At 55.9% G+C, this 26,245-nt stretch carries 23 protein-coding genes and 1 pseudogene; 17 read left to right on the forward strand and 7 right to left on the reverse strand.

Annotation, left to right across the window (positions count from 1 at the left end; all coding sequences use genetic code 11):
* Nucleotides 1-63: 63 nt before the first annotated feature.
* Nucleotides 64-1,452, reverse strand: a complete 1,389-nt coding sequence (locus AFL22_RS07725) for an MFS transporter (RefSeq protein WP_052271131.1) — start codon at nucleotides 1,450-1,452, stop codon at nucleotides 64-66.
* A gap of 580 nt (nucleotides 1,453-2,032) precedes the next feature.
* On the opposite strand from AFL22_RS07725, the gene AFL22_RS07730 reads away from it, so the two are divergent.
* Nucleotides 2,033-2,587 carry a histidine phosphatase family protein gene (locus AFL22_RS07730; protein WP_052271132.1) on the forward strand — a complete coding sequence of 185 codons (555 nt, stop codon included), beginning with the start codon at nucleotides 2,033-2,035 and terminating at the stop codon, nucleotides 2,585-2,587.
* On the opposite strand, the gene AFL22_RS07735 is transcribed toward AFL22_RS07730, so the two are convergent.
* The gene (locus AFL22_RS07735) at nucleotides 2,569-3,534 is read right to left on the reverse strand and encodes a hypothetical protein (protein WP_033759801.1); all 966 of its coding nucleotides are present in this window, start codon (nucleotides 3,532-3,534) and stop codon (nucleotides 2,569-2,571) included. The two genes, AFL22_RS07730 and AFL22_RS07735, sit on opposite strands and share 19 nt — an antisense overlap.
* A gap of 504 nt (nucleotides 3,535-4,038) precedes the next feature.
* On the opposite strand from AFL22_RS07735, the gene AFL22_RS07745 reads away from it, so the two are divergent.
* Nucleotides 4,039-5,052, forward strand: coding sequence for a capsular polysaccharide synthesis protein (locus AFL22_RS07745; protein WP_052271133.1), 1,014 nt, complete (start codon nucleotides 4,039-4,041; stop codon nucleotides 5,050-5,052).
* Here the strand turns inward: AFL22_RS07745 and AFL22_RS07750 are convergent.
* Entirely contained in the window at nucleotides 5,029-5,946 is a 918-nt protein-coding gene (locus AFL22_RS07750) for a LysR family transcriptional regulator (protein ID WP_010251496.1), read from the reverse strand. The two genes, AFL22_RS07745 and AFL22_RS07750, sit on opposite strands and share 24 nt — an antisense overlap.
* A 102-nt stretch (nucleotides 5,947-6,048) precedes the next feature.
* Between AFL22_RS07750 and AFL22_RS07755 the strand changes: the two genes are divergently transcribed.
* The 3 genes from AFL22_RS07755 (at nucleotide 6,049) to AFL22_RS24240 (ending at nucleotide 10,135) form a co-directional block, all read left to right on the forward strand.
* Nucleotides 6,049-6,438, forward strand: coding sequence for a tautomerase family protein (locus AFL22_RS07755; RefSeq protein WP_010251498.1), 390 nt, complete (start codon nucleotides 6,049-6,051; stop codon nucleotides 6,436-6,438).
* A 221-nt stretch (nucleotides 6,439-6,659) separates the two neighbouring features.
* On the forward strand, nucleotides 6,660-8,951 hold the full coding sequence (gene opgB / locus AFL22_RS07760; RefSeq protein WP_052271134.1) for a phosphatidylglycerol--membrane-oligosaccharide glycerophosphotransferase: 2,292 nt from the start codon (nucleotides 6,660-6,662) through the stop codon (nucleotides 8,949-8,951).
* 218 nt (nucleotides 8,952-9,169) lie between these two features.
* On the forward strand, nucleotides 9,170-10,135 hold the full coding sequence (locus AFL22_RS24240; protein ID WP_052271135.1) for a tropomyosin: 966 nt from the start codon (nucleotides 9,170-9,172) through the stop codon (nucleotides 10,133-10,135).
* Between the two features lie 16 nt (nucleotides 10,136-10,151).
* On the opposite strand, the gene AFL22_RS07770 is transcribed toward AFL22_RS24240, so the two are convergent.
* Together AFL22_RS07770 and AFL22_RS07775 are read right to left on the reverse strand one after the other, a co-directional pair.
* Complete coding sequence (locus AFL22_RS07770; RefSeq protein ID WP_052271136.1) at nucleotides 10,152-10,865, reverse strand: GNAT family protein; 714 nt, start codon at nucleotides 10,863-10,865, stop codon at nucleotides 10,152-10,154.
* Between the two features lie 149 nt (nucleotides 10,866-11,014).
* Nucleotides 11,015-12,100, reverse strand: a complete 1,086-nt coding sequence (locus AFL22_RS07775; protein ID WP_052271137.1) for a LacI family DNA-binding transcriptional regulator — start codon at nucleotides 12,098-12,100, stop codon at nucleotides 11,015-11,017.
* A gap of 193 nt (nucleotides 12,101-12,293) precedes the next feature.
* On the opposite strand from AFL22_RS07775, the gene AFL22_RS07780 reads away from it, so the two are divergent.
* From AFL22_RS07780 to AFL22_RS07795, 4 genes are all read left to right on the forward strand, one after another.
* The gene (locus AFL22_RS07780; RefSeq protein ID WP_022625355.1) at nucleotides 12,294-13,106 is read left to right on the forward strand and encodes an ABC transporter substrate-binding protein; all 813 of its coding nucleotides are present in this window, start codon (nucleotides 12,294-12,296) and stop codon (nucleotides 13,104-13,106) included.
* A gap of 61 nt (nucleotides 13,107-13,167) precedes the next feature.
* Nucleotides 13,168-13,974 (forward strand): amino acid ABC transporter permease, encoded by an 807-nt coding sequence (locus AFL22_RS07785; RefSeq protein ID WP_010671730.1) that lies wholly within the window; start codon nucleotides 13,168-13,170, stop codon nucleotides 13,972-13,974.
* Nucleotides 13,967-14,728: an amino acid ABC transporter ATP-binding protein gene (locus AFL22_RS07790; protein WP_052271138.1), complete on the forward strand. Its 762-nt coding sequence runs from the start codon at nucleotides 13,967-13,969 to the stop codon at nucleotides 14,726-14,728. Before AFL22_RS07785 ends, AFL22_RS07790 begins: the two co-directional genes overlap by 8 nt.
* A gap of 19 nt (nucleotides 14,729-14,747) precedes the next feature.
* Nucleotides 14,748-15,860, forward strand: a complete 1,113-nt coding sequence (locus AFL22_RS07795) for an FAD-binding oxidoreductase (RefSeq protein ID WP_052271139.1) — start codon at nucleotides 14,748-14,750, stop codon at nucleotides 15,858-15,860.
* A 57-nt stretch (nucleotides 15,861-15,917) separates the two neighbouring features.
* Here AFL22_RS07795 and AFL22_RS07800 read toward each other — a convergent pair whose 3' ends face one another.
* Complete coding sequence (locus AFL22_RS07800) at nucleotides 15,918-16,424, reverse strand: RcnB family protein (RefSeq protein WP_033759783.1); 507 nt, start codon at nucleotides 16,422-16,424, stop codon at nucleotides 15,918-15,920.
* Between the two features lie 132 nt (nucleotides 16,425-16,556).
* Nucleotides 16,557-17,810 carry a serine hydrolase domain-containing protein gene (locus AFL22_RS07805; protein WP_052271140.1) on the reverse strand — a complete coding sequence of 418 codons (1,254 nt, stop codon included), beginning with the start codon at nucleotides 17,808-17,810 and terminating at the stop codon, nucleotides 16,557-16,559.
* Between the two features lie 240 nt (nucleotides 17,811-18,050).
* Here AFL22_RS07805 and AFL22_RS07810 point away from each other — a divergent pair, with 240 nt between their 5' ends.
* The 8 genes and pseudogenes from AFL22_RS07810 to AFL22_RS07840 all read left to right on the forward strand — a co-directional run bounded on the left by AFL22_RS07810 (nucleotide 18,051) and on the right by AFL22_RS07840 (nucleotide 26,158).
* The gene (locus tag AFL22_RS07810; protein ID WP_033769584.1) at nucleotides 18,051-18,719 is read left to right on the forward strand and encodes a YecA family protein; all 669 of its coding nucleotides are present in this window, start codon (nucleotides 18,051-18,053) and stop codon (nucleotides 18,717-18,719) included.
* 181 nt (nucleotides 18,720-18,900) lie between these two features.
* The gene (uhpA, locus tag AFL22_RS07815) at nucleotides 18,901-19,494 is read left to right on the forward strand and encodes a transcriptional regulator UhpA (protein ID WP_010251517.1); all 594 of its coding nucleotides are present in this window, start codon (nucleotides 18,901-18,903) and stop codon (nucleotides 19,492-19,494) included.
* Nucleotides 19,491-20,990: a signal transduction histidine-protein kinase/phosphatase UhpB gene (gene uhpB / locus AFL22_RS07820; RefSeq protein ID WP_052271141.1), complete on the forward strand. Its 1,500-nt coding sequence runs from the start codon at nucleotides 19,491-19,493 to the stop codon at nucleotides 20,988-20,990. The genes uhpA and uhpB overlap by 4 nt, the downstream gene beginning before the upstream one ends.
* Nucleotides 20,991-20,999: 9 nt before the next feature.
* Nucleotides 21,000-22,328 carry an MFS transporter gene (locus tag AFL22_RS07825; RefSeq protein WP_010671736.1) on the forward strand — a complete coding sequence of 443 codons (1,329 nt, stop codon included), beginning with the start codon at nucleotides 21,000-21,002 and terminating at the stop codon, nucleotides 22,326-22,328.
* 152 nt (nucleotides 22,329-22,480) lie between these two features.
* Entirely contained in the window at nucleotides 22,481-23,872 is a 1,392-nt protein-coding gene (uhpT, locus tag AFL22_RS07830) for a hexose-6-phosphate:phosphate antiporter (RefSeq protein WP_010251526.1), read from the forward strand.
* Nucleotides 23,873-24,154: 282 nt separating this feature from the next.
* A pseudogene (locus AFL22_RS24640) lies at nucleotides 24,155-24,334 on the forward strand (HTH domain-containing protein); the annotation flags it as partial.
* A 126-nt stretch (nucleotides 24,335-24,460) separates the two neighbouring features.
* Nucleotides 24,461-25,666, forward strand: a complete 1,206-nt coding sequence (locus AFL22_RS07835; RefSeq protein WP_229518688.1) for a PRD domain-containing protein — start codon at nucleotides 24,461-24,463, stop codon at nucleotides 25,664-25,666.
* An 18-nt stretch (nucleotides 25,667-25,684) separates the two neighbouring features.
* Nucleotides 25,685-26,158 carry a PTS sugar transporter subunit IIA gene (locus AFL22_RS07840; protein ID WP_010671738.1) on the forward strand — a complete coding sequence of 158 codons (474 nt, stop codon included), beginning with the start codon at nucleotides 25,685-25,687 and terminating at the stop codon, nucleotides 26,156-26,158.
* The last annotated feature ends 87 nt before the right edge of the window (nucleotides 26,159-26,245 follow it).

Genomic DNA, 26,245 nt, shown 5'->3' on the forward strand with positions numbered 1-26,245 from the left:
AGGCCGCTTTACACGGCCTGCTGCTTTTCGCGCTATCCTGGCAGATGGCATCCTCAGGCAAAGCTAGATGGCATCTTCAGGCAGATTGAGATCCCGCCCTCGCGTTTCAGGCGCGACAAAGGTGGTAAAGAACCCAATTGCGGCCATCGCCGAGAAATAAACCGCAATCGGCCACCAGTGACCGGTATAAGAAAGCATAGCAGCGGCAATAAGTGGTGCGGTTCCGCCGGACAAAATGGAACCCAGTTCTTTAGCCACTGCCATTTTGGTGTAGCGATGATGAACGCCGAACATCTCCACGCCCCATGCCGCCTGCACACCAAAAATACCCAGCGACGCCAGCGCCATACCGACCACGATAACCGGGATCACCAGCATCGGTTCACGCGTGTCGAGCAGCGTAAAGGCGGGCCAGGCGTACAACATCAGTAACAGACAGAACACGCGATAAACCACCCGCCGACCAAAGCGGTCAGAGAGCCAGCCCGCTAAAGGAATGATCAGGAAACCCAGCAACGACGCGAGGAACACCGCAGTGGTTGGTACGGACTTGTCGACCATCAGCACCTTCGCGACGTAACCGACGATGAAGCCCTGCGCCAGATAGGAGGGGCCATTTTCGCCGATACGCAGGCCAACCATGGTCCAGAAGGCACGGGTACGCTGGAAGAAAGGCCGCTGATCCACCACCGGAGCGGCCAGCACGCCTGCGCGTTCCGCTTCCATCTCCGCTTTTCTGCGCTCAAACACCGGCGTTTCGCGCAGATGACGTCGAATCCACAAGGCAACCAGTGCAATCAGCGCACTGCTGAGGAACGGAATACGCCAGCCCCACTCCAGCAGGCTTTGCTGATCCATTTGTACCACCAGCAACCAGACCAGCGAAGCCAGCAGTGTGCCGCTGTTAGAACCCAGTGCGATCACGGAGGAGATCAGTCCGCGACGCTCTGTCGGCGCATATTCGCCCAGCATCACCGTGCCGCCCGATAACTCCGCGCCAGCGCCGAAACCCTGCGTAAAGCGCAGCAGAACCAGACAGGCAGGAGCCCAGACGCCAATAGAGGCATAGCTCGGGATTAAGCCGATCAACGTCGTGGAAGCGCCCATCAGAATGATGGTGGAGATCATCACCACCTTTCGGCCTTTGCGGTCACCGAGCCAGCCGAAAAAGAGTGCGCCGATAGGCCGGGCAACAAAGCCGACTGACCAGGTAGCAAAGCTGGAGAGCAGTGCCATGGCAGGGGTTGATTCCGGAAAGAAGACGTCGCCGAAGATAATACCGGCCGCCAGACCATAGAGCGCGAAATCCGCGTACTCCATTGCCGTTCCGAGCCAGCATGAGAAAGTGGCGCGCCAGAAATCTTTGCGGCCTGAAGGGGTGTTAAACCGCTCATCGGCGGCTGAAGTGGATGACAGTGATGCCTGCTGATTAACGGAGTTGTGTGCCGTCATAACCCTATCCCTGAATGAGTATGCAGATCGATAAACGCCCGTCCATGGGTCGATTCCCTGATAAAAGCGGAAATTCCCCGGTGACGACGTTCAGTTGACTAACCATGATGAAAGGTTAAAGGATTCCCTGGTGTTGGAATCTTGTTCTTCGCCCCATTTCGCCGGTGTATTTTTCACCGGTCGCTTAAACTGAGCGAATGTAACTTAACAATCGATGGGCCTACTGTGCATCGGGCACCGTGAGCAATCACTGGGGAGCTAGTGTATCTACGCGCGTAGATAAATCAATAGATCCTGATGAAAATTATTAGTAAAACTTCACTATCACATCCCGTCATCACGCATTTTTAGCGCAAATTCAGCCAGTTACCCGCAACACATCGCCTGAAAAAAATCACCATCGACTATAAGTTACCATTTTCTCTTATGTTTAAGCGTTATAAGACTGACTAAAATCCTTTCATCGTGCTCTGTTGTCGCACACGCCTGTGACCATGAGATGACACGTGTATTTATTCTGAAAAATCGCTGTAAGCGCAGACAATACGTTACTCTGACAAAAAGTCCGGGCAGAGGTGTTATGACCATTATCCTGATGCGACATGGTAAACCCGATCATCAGGCGGCAGGTCGCCAGAGCGTGCAGGCGCTGGCAGACTGGTGCGAAGCCTACGATCAGTCACAGGTCAGTGACGGGCCGCCGCCGCGCAGTATTGAGATTGCACGTCAGGCCGCGGTGATTGTCTGTAGTCCCCTGCCCCGCGCGCAATCCTCCCTGAGCCAGCTCGGTCTGCAGCCCCATGAGGTTGATGCCGTGTTCAGCGAAGTCGCCGTGCCACTGCTGCGAACCGGCGCGGTGCAGCTGCCTACCCTGTGCTGGCTGGCCCTGTTGCGGCTATTGTGGTTCTGCGGGTATGCGGGTGAAGCGGAGTCGCTGCAACATGCGCGCAGCCGCGCCTCCGCGGCGGCAGAGAAGCTGATCGATCACTCACGGCATGGCACGGTGCTGCTGCTGGGTCACGGCATCATGAACAAGATGATTGCGCGCGAATTACGTAAACGCGGCTGGCAGGCGGAGAAGCACGCCAGCAGCCGCCACTGGAGTTCCGCGATCTATCATCGTCCGTTTATCTGACCGATCGGAAAATAACCCAGCACCTCACAGCCCGTTCCGACACGCGGCGTGGCAATCACTTTACGCTGCGCCAGATCGATGACGCTCAGCGTGCCATCATCCTGATTGGCAATCAGCAGCTGTTGCCTGTCTGGCGTAAAACAGCCATCCATCGGCATGTTACCTACCCGGATGTCGCCCAGCGGATTCAGCAGATCGTCAAACAGCGTCACCAGCGGTTCCTGATCGCCTATCGCCACCAGCTGCTCGCCATCGGCGCTGAAGCGTACCACCTGACAGGGCCGCTCATGACCTGGCAGCGTCAGGCGCTGGCGAATGCGGTGGCTTTGCCGATCGATCACATAGAGCAACGGTGCATCAGCGGCGCTGGCGACCAGATAGGGGTGTTTCGGAGAGGCAGCGATGCCCGCAATCGGCCCGGGCAGCAGGATGGTGTCGATAACCCGCCCCTCTGCTTCACAGAGATCCACCACGGTGATGGTCGCATCCTCTTCGTTATCGGTGAACAGCTTGCGGCCGCTGGGTGACAGCGTCAGGCGATGCGCGTTGTGAGAAGGAACTGGAATGATTTTTTCCACTTTGTCGCTCTGCGGATCGATCACCGCCACTGCGGCACTCTGCTCACAGCAGAGATAGACTTTGCCATCGCGGCCCAGCTGCCCGCTGTGGGGTGCCCGCAGCGGCGACAGATCGATAAAGCCGCTGATCTCCCGACGCTGTAAATCGATAATCGCCACTTTGTGACCCGGATGCGGGTTATTACCATGAACGCCGTCGCCAAAAATGGGTACATAGGCTTTACCCCAGGGGGCCAGCATCAGGAGTTCATGCGGCCGCGGTGGAAAAGCGTTCAGTTCCCGCTCGACCGCGAAGGTTTCCGGATTAAGAAACAGGACGCGATTACCCTGCTTATCAACCGCCAGTAACCCGTAAGATTCACTCTGCATGCGCGCTCCTTTCTCAGTAAGTTCTTCTTAAGCGTAGACAATCCTCTTCAGGCTGTCTGATTCCGCGGATTGATGAGCCGGGCTTACACCACCAGTTAAGTACAATAGCCACTGTTCCTGTGGCCCGGGCCGCAGGATAACGCGCAGGTTAAGAATAATATTCAGATATTCCTTAACTGCGTTTATTCCCGCATTTAAATAAATGATTAACAGTGACGACATTATTATTTTCATAACGTGACCGGATTATTTCCGTATTATCCTAAAGTCAAAAAAAGACATAGCTAATGTGTAAATAATGTTTTATTAAAAAGGTGCAGTGCAATTAAACAGCCGTGAGGAAACTATCGCGCGCTCCAGCACTGCGTCGCCACCAGGGAAAACTATTCATTAATTCCCGCACTCATCGGGATTGCAGTCAGTATGTCATTCCGGCCGTTTCCGCCGCTGGCGGAACGGGCAGAGCCTGCACTATGACGGGAAAATAAAAATAACAGGTGTACCATGACTTCACATCGCCAACGTCCAGCGCATAAAATCTGGCGTAACTGGAAAAGAATATCGTTCAGTAGCCAGATGTTATGGAATAGAAAACAGCAGAAACTCTGTCGGGCACCGGAATATGATCCGGGTCAGGAAGATAATGTCGTATTGATCGCGCAGCAGAAAGATCTGCCGGAGATTCCAAAAATCGTCTGGATGGTCTGGCATAACGATCACCTGCCTGCCTCAATGGCGCTGAATATCAGTAAAATCCGGCGGGACAACCCCGACCACCAGGTTTATCTGATTACGCAGCGCACCCTGTCGCACTGGCTGCCCGATCTCAACTTTATCTCTTCCGATCTGACGCTGGCACATAAAAGTGAAATCATCCGGCTTGAGCTGATTCACCGTTATGGCGGCATCGGCATTGATTGCAGCACATTGCTGTTTGAGAATCTCGCCTGGGTGCATCGCGTTCACGAAGCGCGGTCAATGGATCTCATTGGTTACTATAACGAGCAATCAACGCTGAATCTGCTTGCGCCGGTCACCGAGAGCTGGTTTCTTGCTGCCGCCCCGCAAAATCCGTTTATCCGCGAATGGCTGAAACAGCTGGCACCGGTTAAAAACGTCGGTATCCGCAACTATTTCCATGAGCTGAAGAAGCGTGATGATTTTCCGCTGATTGTGCAGAATATGGAGAATCCGTCTCGTCAGCTCCTGTCGCTGGCGCAGCAGGTTGCGATGCGGGAATACCGGCGGGCTAATCTCTATCTGCGTAAAAGTGAAGCCAGCGCCTGGTTCTATCAGCGCCTGCATGCCGACAGCAGCAGCGCCTTTGCGCAGTCAGTGATGTTTCAGCAGCGGCCACAGACGCCGCCACCCATTATAAAATTAACCGGCAACGAGCGGCTGCATCTCGACTTTAATCTGCGGCTTGGTTTATATAACCGCAGCAGCCTGATTGGCGAGATGATGAACACCACGCCACCTGCGCTGGCATTGCCATCAACGGTCAAAGCGCGCGCGTAGCCAGTGTGTAAACGTGGTGACCGCGCGGGGCACCTGCGCCGCCCAGGGTCGTACGATCCACAGGCGAGCGGCAAAGGCCTCAACCGGCTGCCACGCAGGCAGCACCTGCTGCAATGACCCTGCTGCCAGCGCCTCCCGGGCGCTGAAATCGGGCAGCATCGCGATCCCTAATCCCTGCAGGGCCGCATCGCGTATCGACTCGCTGTTGTTAGTGGCAAAGCTGCCCTGGATCCGTATCTGGACCTGCTCGTTATCCGCGGTGGTGGTAAACCGCCAGCGCGGTGATTCGACGCCTCGTGGATAGTAAAGGCAGTTATGCTGCGCCAGATCCTGCGGCGACTGCGGTATCCCCTGTTCGTTGAGATAGGCGGGTGATGCCACCAGTAATGTCCGCGTGTCACACAGTGGCAGTGCCACGTGGGTTTCCGGCAGGGTGTCGCTGTGTCGAATGGCCAGATCAAATCCCTCGCTGCTCAGCGACACAATGCGGTCAGTCACATCCAGTTGCAGACGCACCTGCGGATAATCACGCAGAAATTCACCGATAATCGGCACCAGTTGCTGACGGGCAAACGCCACCGGTGCGGTAATGCGCACCAGGCCACGCACCGGTCCGGCGATGTCCCGCACGCTGAAAAAACTCTGTTCAATGCGGGCAAAAGGCTCGCGTAGCTCCTCCACCAGCTTCTCACCGGCAGAGGTCAGCCGCACGCTGCGCGTAGTGCGTTGTACCAGCAACACACCGGCCATCTCCTCCAGCTCTTTAATTTTCTGACTCATCGCCGCCTTGCTGACGTCGAGCCGCTCTGCCGCGCGGGTAAAACTGCCCTGCTCTGCCAGTACGGTCAGCCAGTGCAGATGATCCCACAGCGTATCCGTTTTCATCTCTTTCATCACGATTGTTCACTATAGTGAATAATCATTTCAGGCTACGCGCTTTTTCCCGCCGGATAAAGGGGTCACCATAGGGTTCTTAATCACCGGGAGGAGTTCGCTATGCCACTGCTGCAATTTGATGTTATCCAGGGTCGTTCAGAATCAGAGCTTCGTACACTGCTGGATGCGGCACACCGCGCCGTGCTCACGGCCTTTAAGGTGCCGGAACGCGATCGCTACCAGATTGTTCAGGAAAACAAGCGCTATCAGATGGTGTTCCAGGATACCGGACTGGGATTCAGCCGGAGCGATAATCTGGTGATGGTGCGGGTCTATACCAGCCCACGCAGCAGTGAACAGAAACAGCTGTTCATGGCCGAGCTGGCGCGTGAGCTGCGTGAGCATTGTGGTGTGCAGGGCAACGATTTAATGATCAGCTTTATCACAAACGACAAAGGTGACTGGAGTTTTGCCGACGGCGAAGCACAATATCTCACCGGCAAACTCTGAAAATCGCCCTGACTTCTGCTCTGCTGACGGTGCGCGCCAGCCACCGTCACGCCTGATAACCTCACTTCTGAAATGACAATAAACCAATCTGCTCTTCACCGCACAAATCGGGCCGGATATGTTGCAGCCGGATTACAGCCAATATAGATTGTCGAAAAACCATCCCCCGAAGGTGGCCGGTTGCGTGAAGCCTCGCGTAGCCCTGAAGAGAGGATTTGCCGTTGTCCGAATTGGTGTCCGTCGCGTTGTTTCTGGCCGCTATTGCAATCTATTCCTGTAAAGCCGGGCGTAACAAATTCTGGTTTATTGTCGTTCTTATTCTGCTGGTGCTTTTCGTTGTGCTGAACGCCACCCTCTATGCCAGCAACTATTTTACCGGTGACGGCATCAACGATGCGGTGCTTTATACCCTGACCAATAGCCTGACCGGCGCGGGCGTCAGTAAATATGTGGTGCCGGCGATTGGGCTGATCATCGTGCTGTTTCTGCTGTTCTGCCTGCTGTCGTGGATTCTGCGGCGGCGTAAGCGTCCGCATCACATGGGCTGGTCGCTGCTGGCCGCCGCCTGTGCACTCGGCTCGGTGCAGACCACCCCGGCCTTTCGCCAGGTCGCGACCCTGATTGTGTCGCATACCCAACTGGCAGATTCTGACTTCGACAACTTCTATAAAGTGCCGCGTAATCGCATTGAACAGCCGCACCTCAACGTGGTTTACATCTATGGTGAAAGCTTAGAGCGCACCTATTTTGACCCTATCGCCTTTCCCGGCTTAGCGCCGGAGCTGAGCCGGCAGAAAGAGCAGAGCATCGACTTCAGCGAAACCGAACAGCTGCCAGGTACCGATTACACCATTGCGGGCATGGTCGCCTCACAGTGTGGCATTCCGCTGTTTGCCCCATTTGATGGCAATGCGTCAGCATCGCTCTCCAGCTTCTATCCTCAGAACGTCTGTCTGGGCGACATCCTGAAAAACTCCGGCTACCAGAACTGGTTTATTCAGGGTGCCGATCTGCGTTTCGCCGGGAAAGATGTCTTCCTGAAATCACACGGTTTTGATCCCGCTAACCTTTATGGTTCGCAGGAGCTGAAAAGCCGCGTCGCCGATCCCACCTACCGTAATAACTGGGGTTATTACGACGATACGGTAATGGATGAGGTGTTTGAGAAGTATCAGGAACTCTCTCAGGCCGGTAAACCTTTTGCGCTGTTTATGCTGACCGTCGACACCCATCATCCTGACGGATTTATCTCACGCAGCTGCGATCGCAGGAGCTACAGCATTGAGGGCAAACCGAATCAGTCATTCAGTGCGGTCGCCTGCTCGCAGGAGCATGTGGCGCGCCTGATTGCGCGCATTAAAGCGTCGCCGTGGTTCAAAAACACCGTGATTGTGGTGAGCTCGGATCATCTGGCGATGAACAACACTGCGCATCCGTGGCTGGTCAAACAGCCCCGTCGCAATCTTTTCATGGTGATCCGTGGTGACAAGCCGCAGGCGGAATTGATGGAGGCGAAGCGCAGCACGCTGGATAACGGCGCCACGCTGCTCGATATTCTCGGCGGCGATAACGCGATTGGCCTGGGCCGCAGCAGCCTCTCATCGCTTTCACTCTCCACCCAGTTCGACGATATGAAGAGTAAGGTGACGAGTTGGAAGCCCGACATTATCCAGCTGTGGAACTTCCCGAAGAAGATAGACAACTTCACGGTGGATCAGGCGAAGAATATCTTCAGCTTCTCGGGAACCACCTTCAAATTGCCGATTCTGTTCCGCATCAGTGATAAGCACGTTGAGCCGATGCCGGAGGGGGAATATTCGGCACCGCTGCGCTATCAGCTGGCGGATTTCGCCTCAGCCGATAAATTCCTCTGGGTGGATCGCTGTTTTAAAATGGCGCGACTCTGGCAGCCTTCGCTGGCACTCTCCGGCGATCTCTGTGTGGCGATGGGACAGCTCGGCGGCACGCCGTCGGTGACGCATGTCGACAAACCGCAGTGGAAAGGCAAAGTCCGTTTCCCCGAGAGCGCTATCAGCGATGCGCGTTACCAGCAGAACCTCGCGCAGATCCGTATTGAAGATAACAACATTCGTTACAGCGCCGATAGCTTCAGGCTTGACGTGCCTGGCGCACCGGAGAGTGTTAAAAGCTTCAGCGGCATCTCACGGCCAGAGAGCTGGGGACGCTGGTCTAACGCTAATCTCGCGCCCGAGGTTCATATCGACTATATCGATGCGCTGCCCGCGAAGTTCGATCTGGTGATCACCGCGCGTGCGTATGGCCCCAACGCGCACCGGGCGATTCCGGTGCGGGTCGGCGATCAGCAGCAACTGCTGTCACTGAGTGAAGAGATATCGACACATACCCTGCATTTTGATAACCCAGGCGCCAGCCATCGTCTGGTGATTGCACCACCTGAACCGCAGCTGAGTAACACCGGCAATATCACCGGTCAGGATCCGCGCAAACTGGGCATCGGCATGGTTGAAATTAAAATCGTGCCACAGCCCTGACGCCCGCTTTTTTCTTTCCGACTCTGCGGATTTCCGCAGAGTCGCCTCATCCTGCCATCAGCTAAATGTTGCGAGACAGCCCGCACTCTGTTGCACGTTACTTGTTGTACTAATTGATATTTTTCGGCGAGGCGCGCAAAATATAACCGGCTTAGTGGCGATACGTCTTTTGCCTGTCATGATGCCGTTATCGCTGAAGTGCACAGGGAGGTGTCGTGATGACAAGCACAATGATGAGTACCCACAAAGCCTTTAAAGCGCTGCAACAGGCAGGGATCGACGATCAGCAAGCGGAGGCGATGGTGGAGGTGTTTACTGATATGCAGCAGAGGCAGCCAGGCGGACAGGTTGGAAAGCAACTCGGTCAGATTCAGACCAAAGCCAACCATATAGACATTCGGCTCGGCCAGCTTCAGGCAAAAGCCGACCAGACAGACGATCGGGTCAGTCAGCTCAGGACCAACGTCGACGAAACAAACGATCGGGTCAGACACCTTACAACAAAAGTCGACGAAACAAATGATCGGGTCAGTCACCTTACGACCAAAGTCGACGAAACAAACGATCGGGTTAGCCACCTTACAACCAAAATCGACGAAACAAACGATCGAGTCAGCCACCTTACGACTAAAATCGACGAAACAAACGATCTGGTCAGCCATCTTACGACCAGGGTCGACGAGACAAACGATCGGGTCAGTCACCTTACGACCAAAGTCGACCTGATGGATGATCGACTCGGCAATCTTACATTGAAAGTCGACCAGACAGACAGCCGGGTCAGCCAGCTTTCAATAAAAGTTGATCAAATAGACAACCGGGTCAGCCAGCTTTCAATAAAAGTTGATCAAATAGACAACCGGCTCGGCCAGCTTACAACCAAAGTCGATCACATAGATGGGCAGCTTGGTCAGCTCACAACAAAAGTACATCAGATAGACGAGCGGCTTGGCCATGTTGAAAGAAAAACGGACAAACTGGCCATCCGTTTTAATCAGTTAGAAGCCAAGGTGGATAAGCTGGATGTCGCTCTCAGTGAAATGAATTTCCGATTAACTTCAGCTGTGGACAGCCTCAGAAATGACGTTGTTACCCTGACCACCGATATGCGCTGGATCAAACGATTATCAATTCTCATGACCACCACCCTGCTGGCGGCGGTACTGAAAGATATTGTAATGTGATCGCGTTATCACCCGGTCAGGGTCTGTCGCGCAGCGCCTCCAGCTTTTCGCGCTGCTGACCTTCGGCGGTAAAGTTATCCTCCGCCAGCCAGCGCTGCAGGCCCTTTTTCACCTGCGGCCATTCGCTATCGATAAGCGAGAACCAGCTGGTGTCACGTGAACGCCCTTTGTAGATGATTGCCTGACGGAAATCGCCTTCATAACGAAAACCGAGACGTGCCGCTGCCTTACGGGAAGGGGCATTACAGCTATCGCATTTCCATTCATAGCGGCGATAACCCAGCGTCTCAAAGGCGTAACGCATCAGCAGGAAATGCGCCTCCGTTGCCATGCGGGTCTGTTTCAGCCGGGCCGAAAACATGACATGCCCGACTTCCATCACGCCATGTTCCGGCTGGATGCGCATTAACGACAGGCTGCCTACTGCCTGGTCGGTGGCCAGATCGATCACGGCAAAATGCAGCGGATCACGACTCATTTCAAGCTGTGCGGCATACGCCTGCCATGCCGGACGTTCGGTAAAGGGACCGGCAGGCAGGTAAGTCCAGTCACGCCCATCTTCAGCCAGCGCCCATGCCTCAAACAGTGCCTCAGCATGACGCGCCACACTGAACGGCTCCAGCCGACAAACTTCGCCAGTAAAAACCTGATGCTGGGGCAGAGGTCGGGGCTGCCAGTCTGGCATTGGCTCACCGACCGGCTGTCCGAACTGATTGGTATGTTGTGGCATGTTGTCTCCTGGCTACAGATTATCTCTGCAGATTGCCACGATCATAATTGATTAAAAAGGACCAAAACTGGCGAAAATGATAGAACCATTGCCTGCGAACGCATCAGCCAGGCGATATACCGGTTACCGGGCTGGCCGGGTTAACCGCATCATTCCGCACTAATGAGGCTGGCCGGTGCGGCAATGGACTGGCGAATCATCAGACGGGCATCAAAGCGCGGCATCGGTCCGACGGCTTCGCCGCGTATCTCCGCGATCAGGCGTCGTGCCGCTTCACGGCCCATCTCATACACCGGTTGCGCTACCACCGTCAGCGGTGGCGTGACAATCTCACTCCACGGAAAATTGTCATACATCACGAATGAGAGATCAGCAGGGATTCGCAGTCCGCGCTGCGTCACTTCGCGCAGCAGCCACATCGCCACCACGCTGTCAGAAGCCACCAGCGCAGTGGGCGGCTGCGGACGCTGCCACAGCTCGGCCACGATACGGGCAATCTCCGCTTCGTCCAGCGCATTCACTTTCACCATCGTCGGATCAAATTCCATGCCCGCGGCAACAAATGCCTGCATCATGCCGCCCACGCGCTGGGCGACCGGCGTCAGGCCAAAATCCCCTGGCGTGCTGTAGTCGGTTGCCAGTGCCATGCTGGTGATATAAGCGATGTGGCGATGGCCCGCTTCCAGTAACTGCGAGGTTGCTTCTGCAGCCACTTCGGTAAATTCGCAGCAGATCGCCTCCACATCAAGGTCAGTCACTGCGCGATCAAATAATTTCAGCGCTCTGCCCTCTTCCAGTACCTGAGTCAGGTGACTGTTGTGATGGTGTTCTGAACAGCAGGGCGCAACGATGATGCCGTCGACCCGCTTTTCCAGCATCACCCGCACCGCATCCTGCTCAGCCTGCAACTTCTCATCGCTGTTACTGAGCAGCAGATGGTAACCGGCAGTGCGCGCCACATCCGCCATACCGCGCAGCGCAAGACCGAAATGGGGATTCTCAATGTCGCCGACAATCACACCAATGGTATTGGAACGTCCGGTGTTCATACTGCGGGCCAGGGCATTCAGACGGTAGCCGAGCGCGGAGGCCGCGCTGTTGACCCGCTCCTGCACCTCATCACTGACCGCCCCATAGCCACCCAGCGCACGCGCCGCCTGGGCTTTGGATACTTTTGCTGCGCGCGCCACATCCGCCACGGTAGGCGCTTTAGATTGTCGTTTCTGGCTGGTCATAATTATTTTGAATCACAGGTTGATGACAGGAATATTGACGCCGAAAAAAGGCTGTGCTTAAACTCATTGTAACCCCTTGAGACCGGTCTCACAACATCAGTGTCTTAAGGTGCCACCTGTGTTGAGACCGGTCTCAATTATAACCGCTGGCTCAACAGTCTCTGATGTTTAAACCTGCAAAAACGGATGAGCTATGAAATCGCAAACCACCCTGGGCAAACTGCTCGGCACCACGCTCGCACTCTGTTCACTGTCGTTCTGTACGCTGGCTGCCAGCGATAACAATCCCTATGGGCTGATCGAACCGGGTCAGCTACGCATCGCCAGCGTCGGCGACTCAAAACCTTACACTTTCACGGATGCCAGCGGTCAGTTCACCGGCTTTGATGTCGAATTCTTCAAAGATGTCGCCCATCGTATCGGGATCGATAAGGTCGATTTTATTGGACAGGACTTCTCGGCCATCATGCCAGCGGTGGCCAACGGTCAGTATGACGCGGCGGTGGCGGCCATCGGCATCACCCCTGCGCGTGAAAAGACGGTGGATTTTTCAACCGGCTATCTGGCGGGATTTCTCACCGTGCTGACCCGCCACGACAGCGGCGTGAAGAATGTCGCCAGCCTGGCAAAACACCGGCTCGGGGTGGTTCAGGGCACGCTGCAGGAGAGCTATGCCGTCGAACACTTCACCCAGACCGATCTCGTACGCTTCCCGGATAACAACAGCGCAGTCTCTGCGCTCAACAACGGTACGCTCGACGCGATCTTCCTCGACTACGAGGCGGCAAAAAGCTACGCCGACCGCTTTAAGCTGGTCTCTGCCGCCGACATCCCCTCGTTTGATGCACCGGCCGGCATTGCCATTGCCAAAGGCAAACCCGCCTTCAAGGCCGCGCTGGACCGCGCCATTAAAGCAGCCATGCAGGATGGCACCTGGCAACGGCTCTATCAGAAGTGGTTCCCCGGATCGCCGATGCCAAAACAGTATCTGCCTGGCGGGCAGTAAAGATGCGGACGTTCGCGTCCTGAGTTAACCGGGGGATCCCCCACCCTGCATGGAGACGGCGATGGACTTGCTCACGATTCTTTCCCGCACCTTCTTTGATTTTCCATCAATGATGGAAGTACTGCCGCAGATGCTGACCACCGGGCTGGTCAACACGGTGATTATCTCGCTGGCGGCAACGCTGCTCGGCACGCTATTCGGCCTTCTGCTGGCGCTGATGGGCATCTCGCCCTCACGCTGGCTGCGTCTGCCTGCCCGGCTCTATACCGATCTGTTCCGCGGTCTGCCATCGATTCTGACCATTCTGCTGATTGGTCAGGGCCTGGCGCGCTTCAGCTATCAGCTGTTCGGTCCTACGCCCTATCCGCTGGGGATCTTCGCCCTCAGCCTGATCGCCAGCGCCTACATGGGCGAGATTTTCCGCGCCGGTATTCAGAGTGTTGAACGCGGCCAGATGGAAGCCTGCCGTGCGCTGGGGATGAGTTATGGCCGGGCAATGCGACTGGTGGTGATCCCGCAGGGGATCCGCCGCGTACTGCCCGCCATCGTTAACCAGTTCATCGCCATCATTAAAGATTCCTCGCTGGTTTACCTGCTGGGCCTCATGACCCAGCAACGGGAACTGTTTCGCGTGGGCCAGGACGCGGCGGTGCTCACCGGCAACCTCTCGCCCCTGATGCTGGCAGGGCTGTTCTATCTGATTATCACTGTGCCGCTGACGCACATGGTCAACTATGTCGATGTGCGTTATCGCACCGGCCGACGTCGCCTGACTGCCCCGCAAAGTGGCTTAAAAGAGGTGGAGGAAGTCAGAGCGCCCGGCGGCGCACTGGTCACTCATCCCCGGATCGGAGGCAACCATGAATAACCTGAACAGCACCACTGCCGCGAGCTGGCACGGTGCCAGCCTGGAGCTGCGCGATCTGACTCTGGCTTATGGCCCGATTGAGGTGTTGCGTAACGTCTCGCTGCGGGTCGCGCCCGGCAGTACCACTTGCATTATCGGGCCATCCGGTTCGGGTAAGTCGACGTTGCTGCGCGGCATCAACCGGCTGCATGAACCGCAATCGGGGGATGTACTTCTGGCTAATCGGTCAGTGTTGCGCGACAAGCCAGATGCGCTGCGGTTACGGATCGGCATGGTGTTTCAGCATTTCAATCTCTTCCCCGATCACAGCGCGCTGGAGAACGTGGCGCTGGCACCGTGGCGGGTTAAAGGCCTGCCCAAAGCGCAGGCGATGGCGATTGCGCGTCAGCGGCTGGAAGAAGTGGGTCTGGGTCAGCGCGCCGATCACCGGCCACGCGATCTCTCCGGCGGCCAGCAGCAGCGTGTCGCGATTGCCCGCGCGCTGGCGATGGATCCCGAGGTCATGCTGTTTGATGAGGCGACCTCCGCGCTCGATCCCGAACTGGTGAAGGGTGTCCTGACGCTGATGGCGGATCTCTGTCGTCGCGGCATGACGATGGTTGTGGTGACACATGAAATGGGCTTTGCGCGCAAAGTGGCGGATCAGGTGGTGTTTATGGACGAAGGCGAGATTGTTGAAGCCGGGCCGCCGGGCGCCATTTTTGATACGCCACAGTCGCCGCGACTGCAACGTTTTCTCTCTGAAGTGCTGTAACTGAGCAAGGAACCTCATAATGGCGGTAAAAACTGAAATGAAAGTAGTTGTACTGGGCGGTGGCGTAATAGGTGTCTCGACGGCGCTGGAGCTAACAAAACGGGGAGCGGCGGTGACGCTGGTGACCGAAGCCGCGCTCTGTTCTGGCGCATCGGGACGTTCACTCTCCTGGCTCAACTCGGCGGGCGAACGCTCCCGCCCCTATCACGCGCTGCGCATGGCGGGCATTGATCGCTATCGCACCCTGTTTGCTCAACAACCTACCCTCGACTGGCTGCGTTTTGATGGTGGGGTCTGCTGGTTCAGCAATGATGCAGCCGGAACGCAGGCGCGGCACGCCTATGAGAAAGCACACGGCTACGACTCACAACTCATGACACCTGATAACGTGGCGCAGGCGGATGCGACGATCGATCCTGACGCGCTGCCGTCGCAGGCGATATTTAACCCCGGTGAAGGCTGGGTCAGCCTGCCGCACCTGTCAGAGTATCTGGTGAATCAGTTCCGGGCGCGGGGTGGTGAAGTGATTGAACACGCCGGTAAAGCCAGTGTGATCACCGATCAGGGCCGGGCCTGCGGCATTCGCAGTGAGCTGGGCGAACTGCGGGCAGATGCGGTGGTGGTCGCCTGCGGGCCCTGGACACCGGATGTGATTGCGCCACTGGGCGTGACGATTCCCAACGGATCGCCCGTCTCCATGCTGGTGATCACTGAGCCGGGCAAACATGAACTCAAGGCGGTGCTGAACACGCCTCGCGCCGCCATCCGGCCAAACCCCGGCAACCGTTACGCCCTGGATCACGACTGGTACGAGGCTGATATCCAGAAGCTGGCCGGAGGCGGTTACCATATTGATAAGCAGGTTGTAGCAAAGCTGGCCGAGGAAGCGAGTCAGCTGTTACGGGGTGACGAGCCGCTCAGCGTCCAGAGCTGGAAAATTGGCCTGAAGCCGATTCCAGGCGATGGCGATCCGGTGCTGGGGCAACTGCAGAAGGTGCCGGGCTGTTATGTGGCGTTCACGCATTCGGGCGCAACCCTGGCGCTGATTGTCGGTGAATTACTGGCGGAGGAGATTGTAAGCGGTGAAAAGCATCCGATGCTGGCAAGCTTTGGTGCTGAGCGTTTCAGCTAAAAAAAGCCGGTCATCACGACCGGCTGATTTTTACCGCTTATTTTAACCGCGCTTATTTTAACCGCGGAAGAAGATATCGCCCGATTTACCCATGACGATTTTGCCGGTGTCATTGGTAATAAGAATGTAGTTGGCGTTGATATAGGCCCAGTGGGTATTTTCCTGCGGAGCAGGCAGATTACGCTTTTGCCACTCATTGATGGTGTACGTTTTATCGGTGTACTTCTCTGGCACTGTGTCACCGATTTGGTACTGTTTGTAGTCGATGATGATGGTGCTGAGGTCGTAATTAGGGTGCGCGCCATTGGAAGGTGCCGGCGTGGTCGGCGTAATACCATCATTAGATTGTGAGCTGGTCGGTGCCTGGCTTTGCGCGCCACCGGCATCCGGCTGAACGCTGCCCGTATCAGGCGTAGCGGGCTGCGCATCCGGATTAGCAGGCTGAATCTGCGGCGGTGGCGGAACGGTATCCGTTGCTTCGCCAGCGGCTTGTACAGCGGGGATCAGGCTCAGCGAGCCAACCAGTAATCCCATTGATAAAAGTACACGTTGAGTCCTGCGCATAATGATTTCCACGTTGAATTTTGACAGTCAGGCTAAAGACAATGTTTATCGCACTTCAGTTCCGGCGCACTGACGCTATGTGTAAGGAAAAACAGCGCTATTCACTTTACTGCACACAGGCCAGGTAGCGGATCACTGTCCGACCACTTTATCCTGAGTTGCCAGATCGACCAACAACGCAATGCCTAAATAGTTACTCCAGTTAAAGCCGTTCTGCAACACCACAATCGCATTGCCGTTACGTTTATCGTAGCCGATAAAACTGGCATAGCCGCCGATATAGCCCACCTGATAGGTAATCTGCTGCTCTTCGAAAGTGTCGGTTACCCAGGCGATATTCTGCACCTGCGCGCCCTGCTGATACCACGCCTGATCTACCGCCGCGAAAGCCCGGTCCCGCGCAGCATCACCGGTAGCGCTGAGATGTGCGCGCAAATAAGCACTCAGATCGCGCGCGTTACTGTAGAGACTGGCCGCGGCCACCATGTTGCCGTGAAAATGCCAGTCAGGCGTCAGCGTGCCGCGGCGGATTAATTTTGGCTGATCACCTGCATGGCCCAGCGCACGCAATGGATAGCCCGTCAGCGTTTCCGGTACAAAACTGCTTTGGTTCATCTTTAACGGTGTGAAGATAAGTTGCGACGCCAGCGTCTGAATGTCCTGATGAAAACGCGTGCGCAGGATATAACCGAGCAGCGCATAGCCGAGGTTGGAGTAGTGTGGCATGCGTACCGCAGGTGCAGAGAAGTCCGCCAGATAACTCAGCAGCTTGTCGCTATCAAGATTGCCATAGAAGTTCTCGCCGGTGTCCAGATAACGTACGAACTGCTGCAGCATCGTCAGATCCATATCCTGTCGCGGCAGACCCGAGGTGTGCGTCACCAGCTGCAGCAGCGTGATGCGCTGCGCGTCAGCGCTGAGGCGAACGCCTTCCGGCAGAAGATCGGCCAGTGTATCGCTCCAGCGCAGCTTACCCTGATCAACCAGCTGGATAATCACTTCTGCCGTCACGCCTTTACTCAGCGATCCCAGCGCAAACAGGGTATCGGGCGTGATCGGATAGCGATGCACACGATCGGTGACGCCAAAAGCGTAATAGCGTGTCGGCCCACTGCGATGAATGACCGCAATACTGATGCCGGGAACCTGCTTCTGTTGCATGTAATGCTGCACGATGTCGTCGACATTTTCATGAAAGGTGGCGTGTGTCAGATAAACGCGGTCGCCCACCGGGGCGGAGGTTTGCGACAGGGTTCCACATCCCGCCAGCAGGAAGATAAAGGCTGGCATGAATCGCGTCATTAATCTGCTGATCCACTGGCCGCCAGGGGTCAGCCGTGCAAGGGAGACTGCAACAGCCGGCCTGCCAGTAAATCCATTTTTCATATATTAATCATTTACTTATTATTATTTAACACGCAACTGTCTGGCTGGAGCGCAAAAATGTACCATAAAGTGCTGTGGGCTATCGCCTGCACAACGGGGTGAAAGTGGTGCTAAACGCAGTTTAATCACCGCAGCATGCCCGAACAGGGTTAGCTGTGTTGCAGTCCACAAGGGTGTACACTGCTGCGGTTTTAAGGCTCAACGCCGCTGAAATTTTTGAAATGCCCGGGAGGCAACCGCATGAAAGAAGGCCCACTGTCCGAAAAAGAGCTGCAATGGCTGGAAGATATGCTGGAAAAATATGGCAGCGAAGCATCGATTATTGATGTCTCCGAGCTCGACGGCCTGCTGACTGCCGTTCTCTCCGGTCCCGTCACCGTCGAGCCAAGCCAGTGGCTGGTGGCACTGTGGGGTGGCGAGAAGCAGATCCCAAAATGGAGCAACGAGCGTGAAATGACGCGCTTTATGTCGCTTTGCTTCCAGCATATGAATGATGTGGCTGACCGCTTATCTGAATTCCCTGAGCAGTTCGAACCGCTGTTTGGCATCCGTGAAATGGAAGGTCTGGAATTTACCGTGGTGGAAGAGTGGTGCTTCGGTTACATGCGCGGTGTCGCGCTGACCGACTGGTCTGCCCTGCCGCAGGATCTGCAACCCGCGCTGGACGCCATCGCTCTGCACGGCGTGGAAGAGAACCTTGAAAAGATCGATGCCATGACGCCGGACGAGATGGAAGCCAGCATTGAAGCTATCCGTCCTGCTGCGCTGGCGCTGCACGATCACTGGATCTCCCAGCCAGAAGCGATTCCCGTTCCCCAGAAGCCTGTCGCGGCAGAGAAGCTGCCCGGCCGCAACGATCCCTGCCCGTGCGGCAGCGGCAAAAAATACAAGCAGTGCTGCCTGCACTGATCGACTGCTTAGCCTCACGATCTGCCGGGCGGCTATTCAGCCCGGCATGCTTCTCTCACGATCCACGACAGTTTGACCTGCATCACTCTGCTCATTCCCTTACCTGAATAGACTGCTCACGACTTGAACAGCTTCGTGCTTATCGCTAAGGTAAGCGCGATTTTACCCGCCAGGAATAAACATGATCACCATCGCGCTTATTGACGATCACCTTATCGTCCGCTCCGGCTTTGCCCAGTTGCTGGGCCTGGAATCGGATTTCCAGGTCGTAGCGGAATTTGGTTCTGGCCGTGAGGCGCTGGCAGGTTTACCGGGCCGGGGCGTTCAGGTCTGTATCTGCGATATTTCGATGCCGGATCTCTCCGGGCTGGAGTTGCTGAGCAAGCTGCCGACGGGCCTGGCCACCATCATGCTGTCAGTCCATGACAGTCCGGCCCTGGTGGAGCAGGCGCTTAATGCCGGTGCGCGCGGATTCCTCTCTAAACGCTGTCGTCCCGATGAGCTGATCGCGGCGGTGCGCACGGTCTCCACAGGCGGCTGTTATCTGACGCCAGAGATTGCGATCAAGCTGGCCGCCGGTCGGCAGGACCCGCTGACCCGACGCGAACGTCAGGTGGCAGAAAAACTGTCGCAGGGCATGGCGGTAAAGGAAATTGCCGTTGAGCTGGCGCTGTCACCGAAAACCGTACATGTCCATCGCGCGAATCTGATGGAGAAGCTCGGCGTCAGCAATGATGTGGAGCTGGCGCGCCGCATGTTTGATGGCTGGCAATGAGCCCCTGTGTTTCGCGGCTGATCTCCATTGTCGCCAGCTTTTTCATCTTCTCGGCGGCCTGGTTCTGCCTGTGGAGTATCAGCCTGCACCTGGTGGAACGCCCGGAGCTGGCGGTGCTGCTATTTCCGTTTGGCCTGCGTCTGGGGCTGATGCTGCAATGTCCACGCGCTTACTGGCCGGTGTTGCTGGCAGCTGAGTGGATCATGCTGATCTGGCTGGCGAAGGTGGTCGCGCTGGCGCATCTGCCGCTGTTAATGGCGGGCAGTGTACTGACGCTGCTGCCGGTGGCGCTGATCTCCCATTACCGCCATCAGCGTGACTGGCGCACGCTGCTGAGCCAGGGCGCGGCTCTGATCGCCGCGGCGCTGCTGCAATCCCTGGCGTGGGCGGGACAGCAGGAGATGCTGAACGCGCTGCTGCTAACGCTCACCGGTGGTCTGACGCTGGCCCCGACCTGCCTGGTCATCTGGCACTACCTCACCAGCACCCGCTGGCAGCCGCTGGGACCGGCGCTGGTCTCGCACCCGGTCAACTGGCGCGCCCGGCATCTTATCTGGTATCTGCTGCTGTTTGTCATCAGTCTCTGGTTGCAGCTTGGCCTGCCCGCTGAACTGTCGCGCTTTACGCCATTCTGTCTGGCGCTGCCGATTATTGCGCTGGCCTGGCACTACGGCTGGCAGGGTGCGCTGATTGCTACGCTGATGAACGCAATCGCGCTGATCGCCAGCCAGACCTGGCACGATCATCCGGTCGATCTTCTGCTCTCGCTGCTGGCACAAAGCCTGACCGGACTGCTGCTGGGTGCCGGTATTCAGCGGCTGCGCGAGCTGAATCAGTCGCTGCAGAGTGAGCTGGCACGCAACCGGCGCCTGGCGGAACGGCTGGTCGAGACAGAAGAGAACGTGCGCCAGGAGGTGGCGCGCGAGCTGCACGATGATATCGGTCAGACGATTACGGCAATCCGCACCCAGGCGGGCATTGTGCAGCGCCTTGCGCCGGATAATGGCCGGGTGATCCAAAGCGGCGTCCATATTGAGCAGCTCTCTCTTGGCGTCTACGATTCAGTGCGGCGACTGCTGGGACGTCTGCGACCCCGTCAGCTAGATGACCTGTCACTTGAACAGGCAGTTCGCTCCCTGATGCGTGAGATGGAGCTGGAGGATTGCGGCATCGTCAGTCACCTTGAGTGGCGTATTGATGAGACGCTGCTGAGCGAAGCGCAGCGCGTCACGCTGTTTCGCGTCTGTCAGGAGGGGCTGAACAACATTGTGAAACACGCCAGCGCCAGCGCCGTGATGCTCAAAGGCTGGCAACAGGATGGTCGCGTTTTGCTGGTGATTGAAGATGATGGCTGCGGTCTGCCGCCAGGTTCCGGTCAGCAGAGCTTTGGTCTGGTCGGGATGCGCGAACGCGTGAGTGCGCTGGGCGGATCGCTGACTATCTCCTGCACCCATGGAACCCGCGTCAGTGTGCATCTGCCGCTGCGTACGGCCTGAGGAATCACCGTGTTTAACTTTCTGAAAACGCCCGCTAACGCCGCTCCGCTGCAGGACAAAAGTGAGATTGATAGCCGCTATCGCTACTGGCGGCGGCACATCATGTCGACCATCTGGATCGGCTATGCCCTGTTCTACTTTACCCGCAAAAGCTTCAATGCGGCAGCGCCGGAAGTGATCGCCAGCGGCGTGATGATGCGCACCGATATCGGCCTGCTGGCGACGCTATTTTACATCACCTACGGCCTGTCGAAGTTCTTCTCCGGCATCGTCAGTGACCGCTCCAACGCCCGTTACTTTATGGGGCTGGGGCTGATCGCTACCGGCGTGGTGAATATCCTGTTTGGCTTCTCCACCTCACTGTGGGCCTTTGCGCTGCTGTGGACCATCAACGCCTTTTTCCAGGGCTGGGGCGCGCCGGTCTGCGCGCGCCTGCTGACCAGCTGGTATTCACGCAACGAGCGCGGCGGCTGGTGGGCACTATGGAACACCGCGCACAACGTTGGCGGTGCGGTCATCCCGATCGTTATCGGTGCGGTGGCGCTGCACTATGGCTGGCGAATCGGGATGATGATTGCGGGCAGTTTAGCGATCCTCGCCGGACTGTTTCTCTGCTGGCGTCTGCGCGACCGGCCTCAGACTGTCGGCCTGCCCGCGGTAGGCGACTGGCGACAGGATGAGATGGAGATGGCGCAGCAGCAGGAAGGCGCAGGTCTGAGCCGCAAAGCGATCCTGACCCGCTATGTGCTATTCAACCCCTACATCTGGCTGCTGTCACTCTGTTACGTGCTGGTCTATGTGGTTCGCGCGGCGCTCAATGACTGGGGAAATCTCTACATCTCCGACACGCTGGGGGTGGATCTGGTGACGGCCAACTCGGTAGTCACCCTGTTTGAGCTGGGCGGTGTGATAGGCGCACTGGTCGCGGGCTGGGGCTCGGACAAGCTGTTTAACGGCAACCGTGGGCCGATGAACCTGATTTTTGCAGCCGGGATTTTGCTTTCCGTCGGCTCACTGTGGCTGATGCCCTTTACCAGTTACGTGATGCAGGCAGCCTGCTTTTTTACTACCGGTTTCTTTGTCTTTGGCCCGCAGATGCTGATCGGCATGGCGGCAGCCGAATGTTCCCATAAAGATGCGGCAGGCGCAGCAACCGGCTTCGTCGGTCTTTTCGCCTATCTTGGCGCGTCACTCTCCGGCTGGCCGCTGGCGTGGGTTATCGACGTCTGGCACTGGAGCGGCTTCTTTGCGGTGATTGCCACGGCGGCGGGGATATCCGCCCTGCTGCTGCTGCCGTTTTTAAATGCTCAGGCACCGCGTCCCCTGCCTGAAGCGTGATACGCCTCTCCTTTTTGCCCCAAGTGGGGCAAAACTAAGAAATTTTCCTGGTTTCGCCTGGATGCTGTCTCAGGCCAGTCTGGCGGCAGGTTTTTACAATGCCAGCCATTCGCTGCCCATTGCAGCTATTCCAACCAGGAGAATTCCCTTCCATGCTGGCATTCCTCAAACAGGTGCGCAGACCGACGCTGGATCTGCCCATCGAACTGCGGCGCAAGATGTGGTTCAAGCCGTTTATGCAGTCCTATCTGGTGGTCTTTATCGGCTACCTGACCATGTATCTGATCCGCAAAAACTTCAATATCGCGCAGAACGATATGATCACCACCTACGGACTGAGCATGACGCAGCTGGGGATGATCGGTCTGGGCTTCTCCATCACCTATGGCGTCGGGAAAACCCTGGTCTCCTATTATGCTGATGGCAAAAACACCAAGCAGTTCCTGCCGTTTATGCTGATCCTCTCGGCCATCTGTATGCTGGGTTTCAGCGCCAGCATGGGCACCGGATCCGTCAGCCTGTTTCTGATGATCGCCTTTTATGCCTTAAGCGGATTCTTCCAGAGTACCGGCGGCTCCTGTAGCTACTCCACCATCACTAAGTGGACGCCGCGCCGCAAACGAGGTACTTATCTTGGCATGTGGAATATCTCCCACAACCTCGGCGGTGCCGGTGCGGCAGGCGTTGCGCTGTTTGGTGCCAATGTGCTGTTCAACGGCCACGTAATTGGGATGTTTATCTTCCCGTCTATTATCGCGCTGATTGTTGGTTTTATCGGCCTGCGCTACGGCAGCGACTCCCCGGAATCTTATGGCCTGGGCAAGGCCGAAGAGCTGTTTGACGAAGAGCTGAGCGATGAGGACAAAGAAGCCGAAGATGAGTCGATGACCAAATGGCAGATCTTTGTTGAGTACGTACTGAAGAACAAGGTGATCTGGCTGCTCTGCTTCGCCAACATCTTCCTCTATGTGGTGCGCATCGGGATCGATCAGTGGTCAACGGTTTACGCCTTCCAGGAGCTGAAGCTCTCTAAAGAGGTGGCGATTCAGGGCTTTACCCTGTTTGAAGTGGGCGCATTGGTGGGGACGCTGATGTGGGGCTGGTTATCCGATCTGGCCAATGGCCGCCGTGCGCTGGTCGCCTGCGTTGCATTAGCACTGATTATTGCCACGCTCGGGATCTATCAGCATGCCAGCAACCAGTATGTCTATCTGGCGTCGCTGTTCGCTCTGGGCTTCCTGGTCTTTGGCCCGCAGCTGTTAATCGGCGTCGCCGCAGTCGGCTTTGTGCCGAAAAAAGCGATTGGCGCAGCGGATGGTATCAAAGGCACCTTCGCCTATCTGATTGGTGACAGCTTCGCCAAACTGGGCCTGGGCATGATTGCCGACGGCACGCCGATATTTGGCCTGACCGGCTGGGCGGGCACCTTTGCCGCACTGGATGCCGCTGCTATCGCCTGTATCTGCCTGATGGCGCTGGTTGCGGTGATGGAAGAGCGTAAGATTCGCCGCGAGAAACGGCTACAGCGTTTAAAGATGGCGTAAAGATAAAATCTGGCCCGGCGTAAGCCGGGCTTTCCCGCCAGATTCCGCCCTCAGCCATTGATGTAGTCCCACCAATCGGATCACTGCCAGTCAGCCCGCCAAACCCTCCCATCCCCTTTCACTTATTCTTTCACCTCGTCGCCGATTATTTAAGAAATTCACTGTCAGGTGGTCAGCCGGACCACCAGGTTGTGGCCATGTTTTAATATTTACATGGCATAGTGCCTTTGTTTAGATGATAACTGACAAGGCGAATAACGGATTAAGCGGAACCTGATGATGATGAAGGCGCTGACTGAACGGCAACTGACGATTATGCGACAGCTTATTTCTCATAACAGTTATGTGAGCCTGCACGCTATTTCAGAAAAAACGTCTATTACACCCAGAACTCTACGCCGCGATATTGCCGACATTAACGAAAAACTTTCTGACCAGGGAATCAATCTCAGCGGAAAAAGTGGGAGAGGGATCACAATTAAATTCGCTGATGCGCAGTCGGAAATAGCCGCGCGCCGGATTTTCTCAACCGAAGTGGATGATTTCAGCAGTAACTTCAGGATGCTGAAAATAGCGTCGGATTTATTAATGCTGTCACCAAAAAGTTCATCCATCAGCGAACTGGCGGATAAATATTTTATCAGCCGCGCCTCGATAGTGAATGATTTAAAAACATTAGAAGCATGGTTACATCAGTTTGATTTAACCTTATTAAAAAGCCGTGTCGGAACCAGCATAAAAGGCAGTGACCATAATATTCGCATGGCGATGAAAGCGCTGGTGTTAAAATCGATTTATAACCGTCAGGACATGATGGAAAGCCGTCTGGATGAAAGCACGCTGCAGGAGCTTTCAGAGAAATTTGGTCAGCAGGCTGTCCATTTTACCCTGCAATTAATTAATTTTATTGAACAGCAACTGCAATATACGATAAGCGATCCTTACTACATCAATTTATTTACGCATATTCTGGTGCTGATCCACCGCAGTCACTCGCCGATGCACAGGACCGACGCCCGCGCGGTGTCGATGAACCGGGTCAGCGACCATCACGCCTGGCAGGTGTCACTGGCGGTGATAGAACGCATTGAGACCGCTTACAACACGGTACTGGTGGCCGAAGAGTCTCACTCTATCTATCAGTATCTGGTCTCTTCCGGTAAGGCGGGCGGTGAGTCACCACAGCACGATGACTCCCTGATTTCAGAGCGTGAAACCCGCTTTGCTGAGGCGCTGATCGCCCGGGTGGCGCAGCGCATCAACATTGAAATCACTACCGACCAGAACCTGCAGGCGTCATTGTCCTCGCATATCAAGCCGATGCTGAACCGCCTCAGATATCACATCCGGATTAAAAATCCGCTGCTGCATGATATCCAGACCGAGCTGGGAACGGTGTTTGCCGCCGTGAAAGCGGTAATCAGCCAGCTGACGCAGGAGTACAGCCTGGATGAGATCAGTGATGACGAAGTGGCTTACCTGACGGTGCATATTCAGGCAGCCATCGAAAACAGCATCAAGGTAAAACGGGTCTTGCTGGTCTGCTCCAGCGGTCTGGGCACCTCGCAGCTGCTTTACGGACGCATTATCCGCGCCTTTCCCGACTGGAAAATTATCGACATCGTGCCAGGGAAAAATATTGCTGACTCCCTGAAACGACATGAGTGTGACGTGGTGATTTCCACCATCAGGCTGGAACCGCTGGAAAAACCGGTGGTGTATGTCTCTGCCCTGTTCTCGGCGAAAGATATCGCAAGAGTAACGGAGTGTCTGGTATCGAATTCGATTAATTAATGATAATGGAGAAGCAAAATGACGACAGCCGTGGCTATTAACGAAGTATTAAAAGAAGAGTGCATTATTCTCGATGTCGATTGCCAGACCAAAGAGCAGATTATTTCTCAGCTGACCGACCTGCTCTGCCAGACCGGCGCCGTCACTGATAAAGCCGCATTCCTGAAAGATGTTTATCTGCGTGAGGAATTAGGCTCCACCGGATTTGAAAATCATATTGCTATTCCGCACGGCAAATCTGCCGCCGTCGCCAAAACCCGCATTGCCGTGGGTCGTTTACGCCAGGACATTCCGTGGGAAACCATCGACGGCACTAAAGTCCGGCTGGTTATTCTGTTCGCGGTAAAAGAGTCCGATAAAGATGTGGGCCATATCAAAATGCTCGCCAAAATATCCATTGCATTAGGCGATGAAGATGTCGTCGCGCAATTACTTAATGTCCCGCATCGCGAAGAAATGTTTCATTTACTCTTATCCCGATCGGGAGCCTGAATAAACCGGAGAGCAGCATGAATTAAAAAATTAAGGAGGTATTCCAGGTTGTAGCCATCCCTTCAGACCGAAAAACATAAATATAAA

Source organism: Pantoea sp. CFSAN033090 (assembly GCF_001264395.1).
In the GTDB taxonomy this organism is placed as follows: Bacteria; Pseudomonadota; Gammaproteobacteria; order Enterobacterales; family Enterobacteriaceae; genus Pantoea; species Pantoea agglomerans.

Coding starts and splice junctions, on each gene's coding strand:
- AFL22_RS07725 (WP_052271131.1), bottom strand. CDS start 1,452: ATGACGGCACACAACTCCGTTAATCAGCAGGCATCACTGTCATCCACT.
- AFL22_RS07730 (WP_052271132.1), top strand. CDS start 2,033: ATGACCATTATCCTGATGCGACATGGTAAACCCGATCATCAGGCGGCA.
- AFL22_RS07735 (WP_033759801.1), bottom strand. CDS start 3,534: ATGCAGAGTGAATCTTACGGGTTACTGGCGGTTGATAAGCAGGGTAAT.
- AFL22_RS07745 (WP_052271133.1), top strand. CDS start 4,039: ATGACTTCACATCGCCAACGTCCAGCGCATAAAATCTGGCGTAACTGG.
- AFL22_RS07750 (WP_010251496.1), bottom strand. CDS start 5,946: ATGAAAGAGATGAAAACGGATACGCTGTGGGATCATCTGCACTGGCTG.
- AFL22_RS07755 (WP_010251498.1), top strand. CDS start 6,049: ATGCCACTGCTGCAATTTGATGTTATCCAGGGTCGTTCAGAATCAGAG.
- AFL22_RS24240 (WP_052271135.1), top strand. CDS start 9,170: ATGACAAGCACAATGATGAGTACCCACAAAGCCTTTAAAGCGCTGCAA.
- AFL22_RS07770 (WP_052271136.1), bottom strand. CDS start 10,865: ATGCCACAACATACCAATCAGTTCGGACAGCCGGTCGGTGAGCCAATG.
- AFL22_RS07775 (WP_052271137.1), bottom strand. CDS start 12,100: ATGACCAGCCAGAAACGACAATCTAAAGCGCCTACCGTGGCGGATGTG.
- AFL22_RS07780 (WP_022625355.1), top strand. CDS start 12,294: ATGAAATCGCAAACCACCCTGGGCAAACTGCTCGGCACCACGCTCGCA.
- AFL22_RS07785 (WP_010671730.1), top strand. CDS start 13,168: ATGGACTTGCTCACGATTCTTTCCCGCACCTTCTTTGATTTTCCATCA.
- AFL22_RS07790 (WP_052271138.1), top strand. CDS start 13,967: ATGAATAACCTGAACAGCACCACTGCCGCGAGCTGGCACGGTGCCAGC.
- AFL22_RS07795 (WP_052271139.1), top strand. CDS start 14,748: ATGGCGGTAAAAACTGAAATGAAAGTAGTTGTACTGGGCGGTGGCGTA.
- AFL22_RS07800 (WP_033759783.1), bottom strand. CDS start 16,424: ATGCGCAGGACTCAACGTGTACTTTTATCAATGGGATTACTGGTTGGC.
- AFL22_RS07805 (WP_052271140.1), bottom strand. CDS start 17,810: ATGAAAAATGGATTTACTGGCAGGCCGGCTGTTGCAGTCTCCCTTGCA.
- AFL22_RS07810 (WP_033769584.1), top strand. CDS start 18,051: ATGAAAGAAGGCCCACTGTCCGAAAAAGAGCTGCAATGGCTGGAAGAT.
- uhpA (WP_010251517.1), top strand. CDS start 18,901: ATGATCACCATCGCGCTTATTGACGATCACCTTATCGTCCGCTCCGGC.
- uhpB (WP_052271141.1), top strand. CDS start 19,491: ATGAGCCCCTGTGTTTCGCGGCTGATCTCCATTGTCGCCAGCTTTTTC.
- uhpT (WP_010251526.1), top strand. CDS start 22,481: ATGCTGGCATTCCTCAAACAGGTGCGCAGACCGACGCTGGATCTGCCC.
- AFL22_RS07835 (WP_229518688.1), top strand. CDS start 24,461: ATGCTGTCACCAAAAAGTTCATCCATCAGCGAACTGGCGGATAAATAT.
- AFL22_RS07840 (WP_010671738.1), top strand. CDS start 25,685: ATGACGACAGCCGTGGCTATTAACGAAGTATTAAAAGAAGAGTGCATT.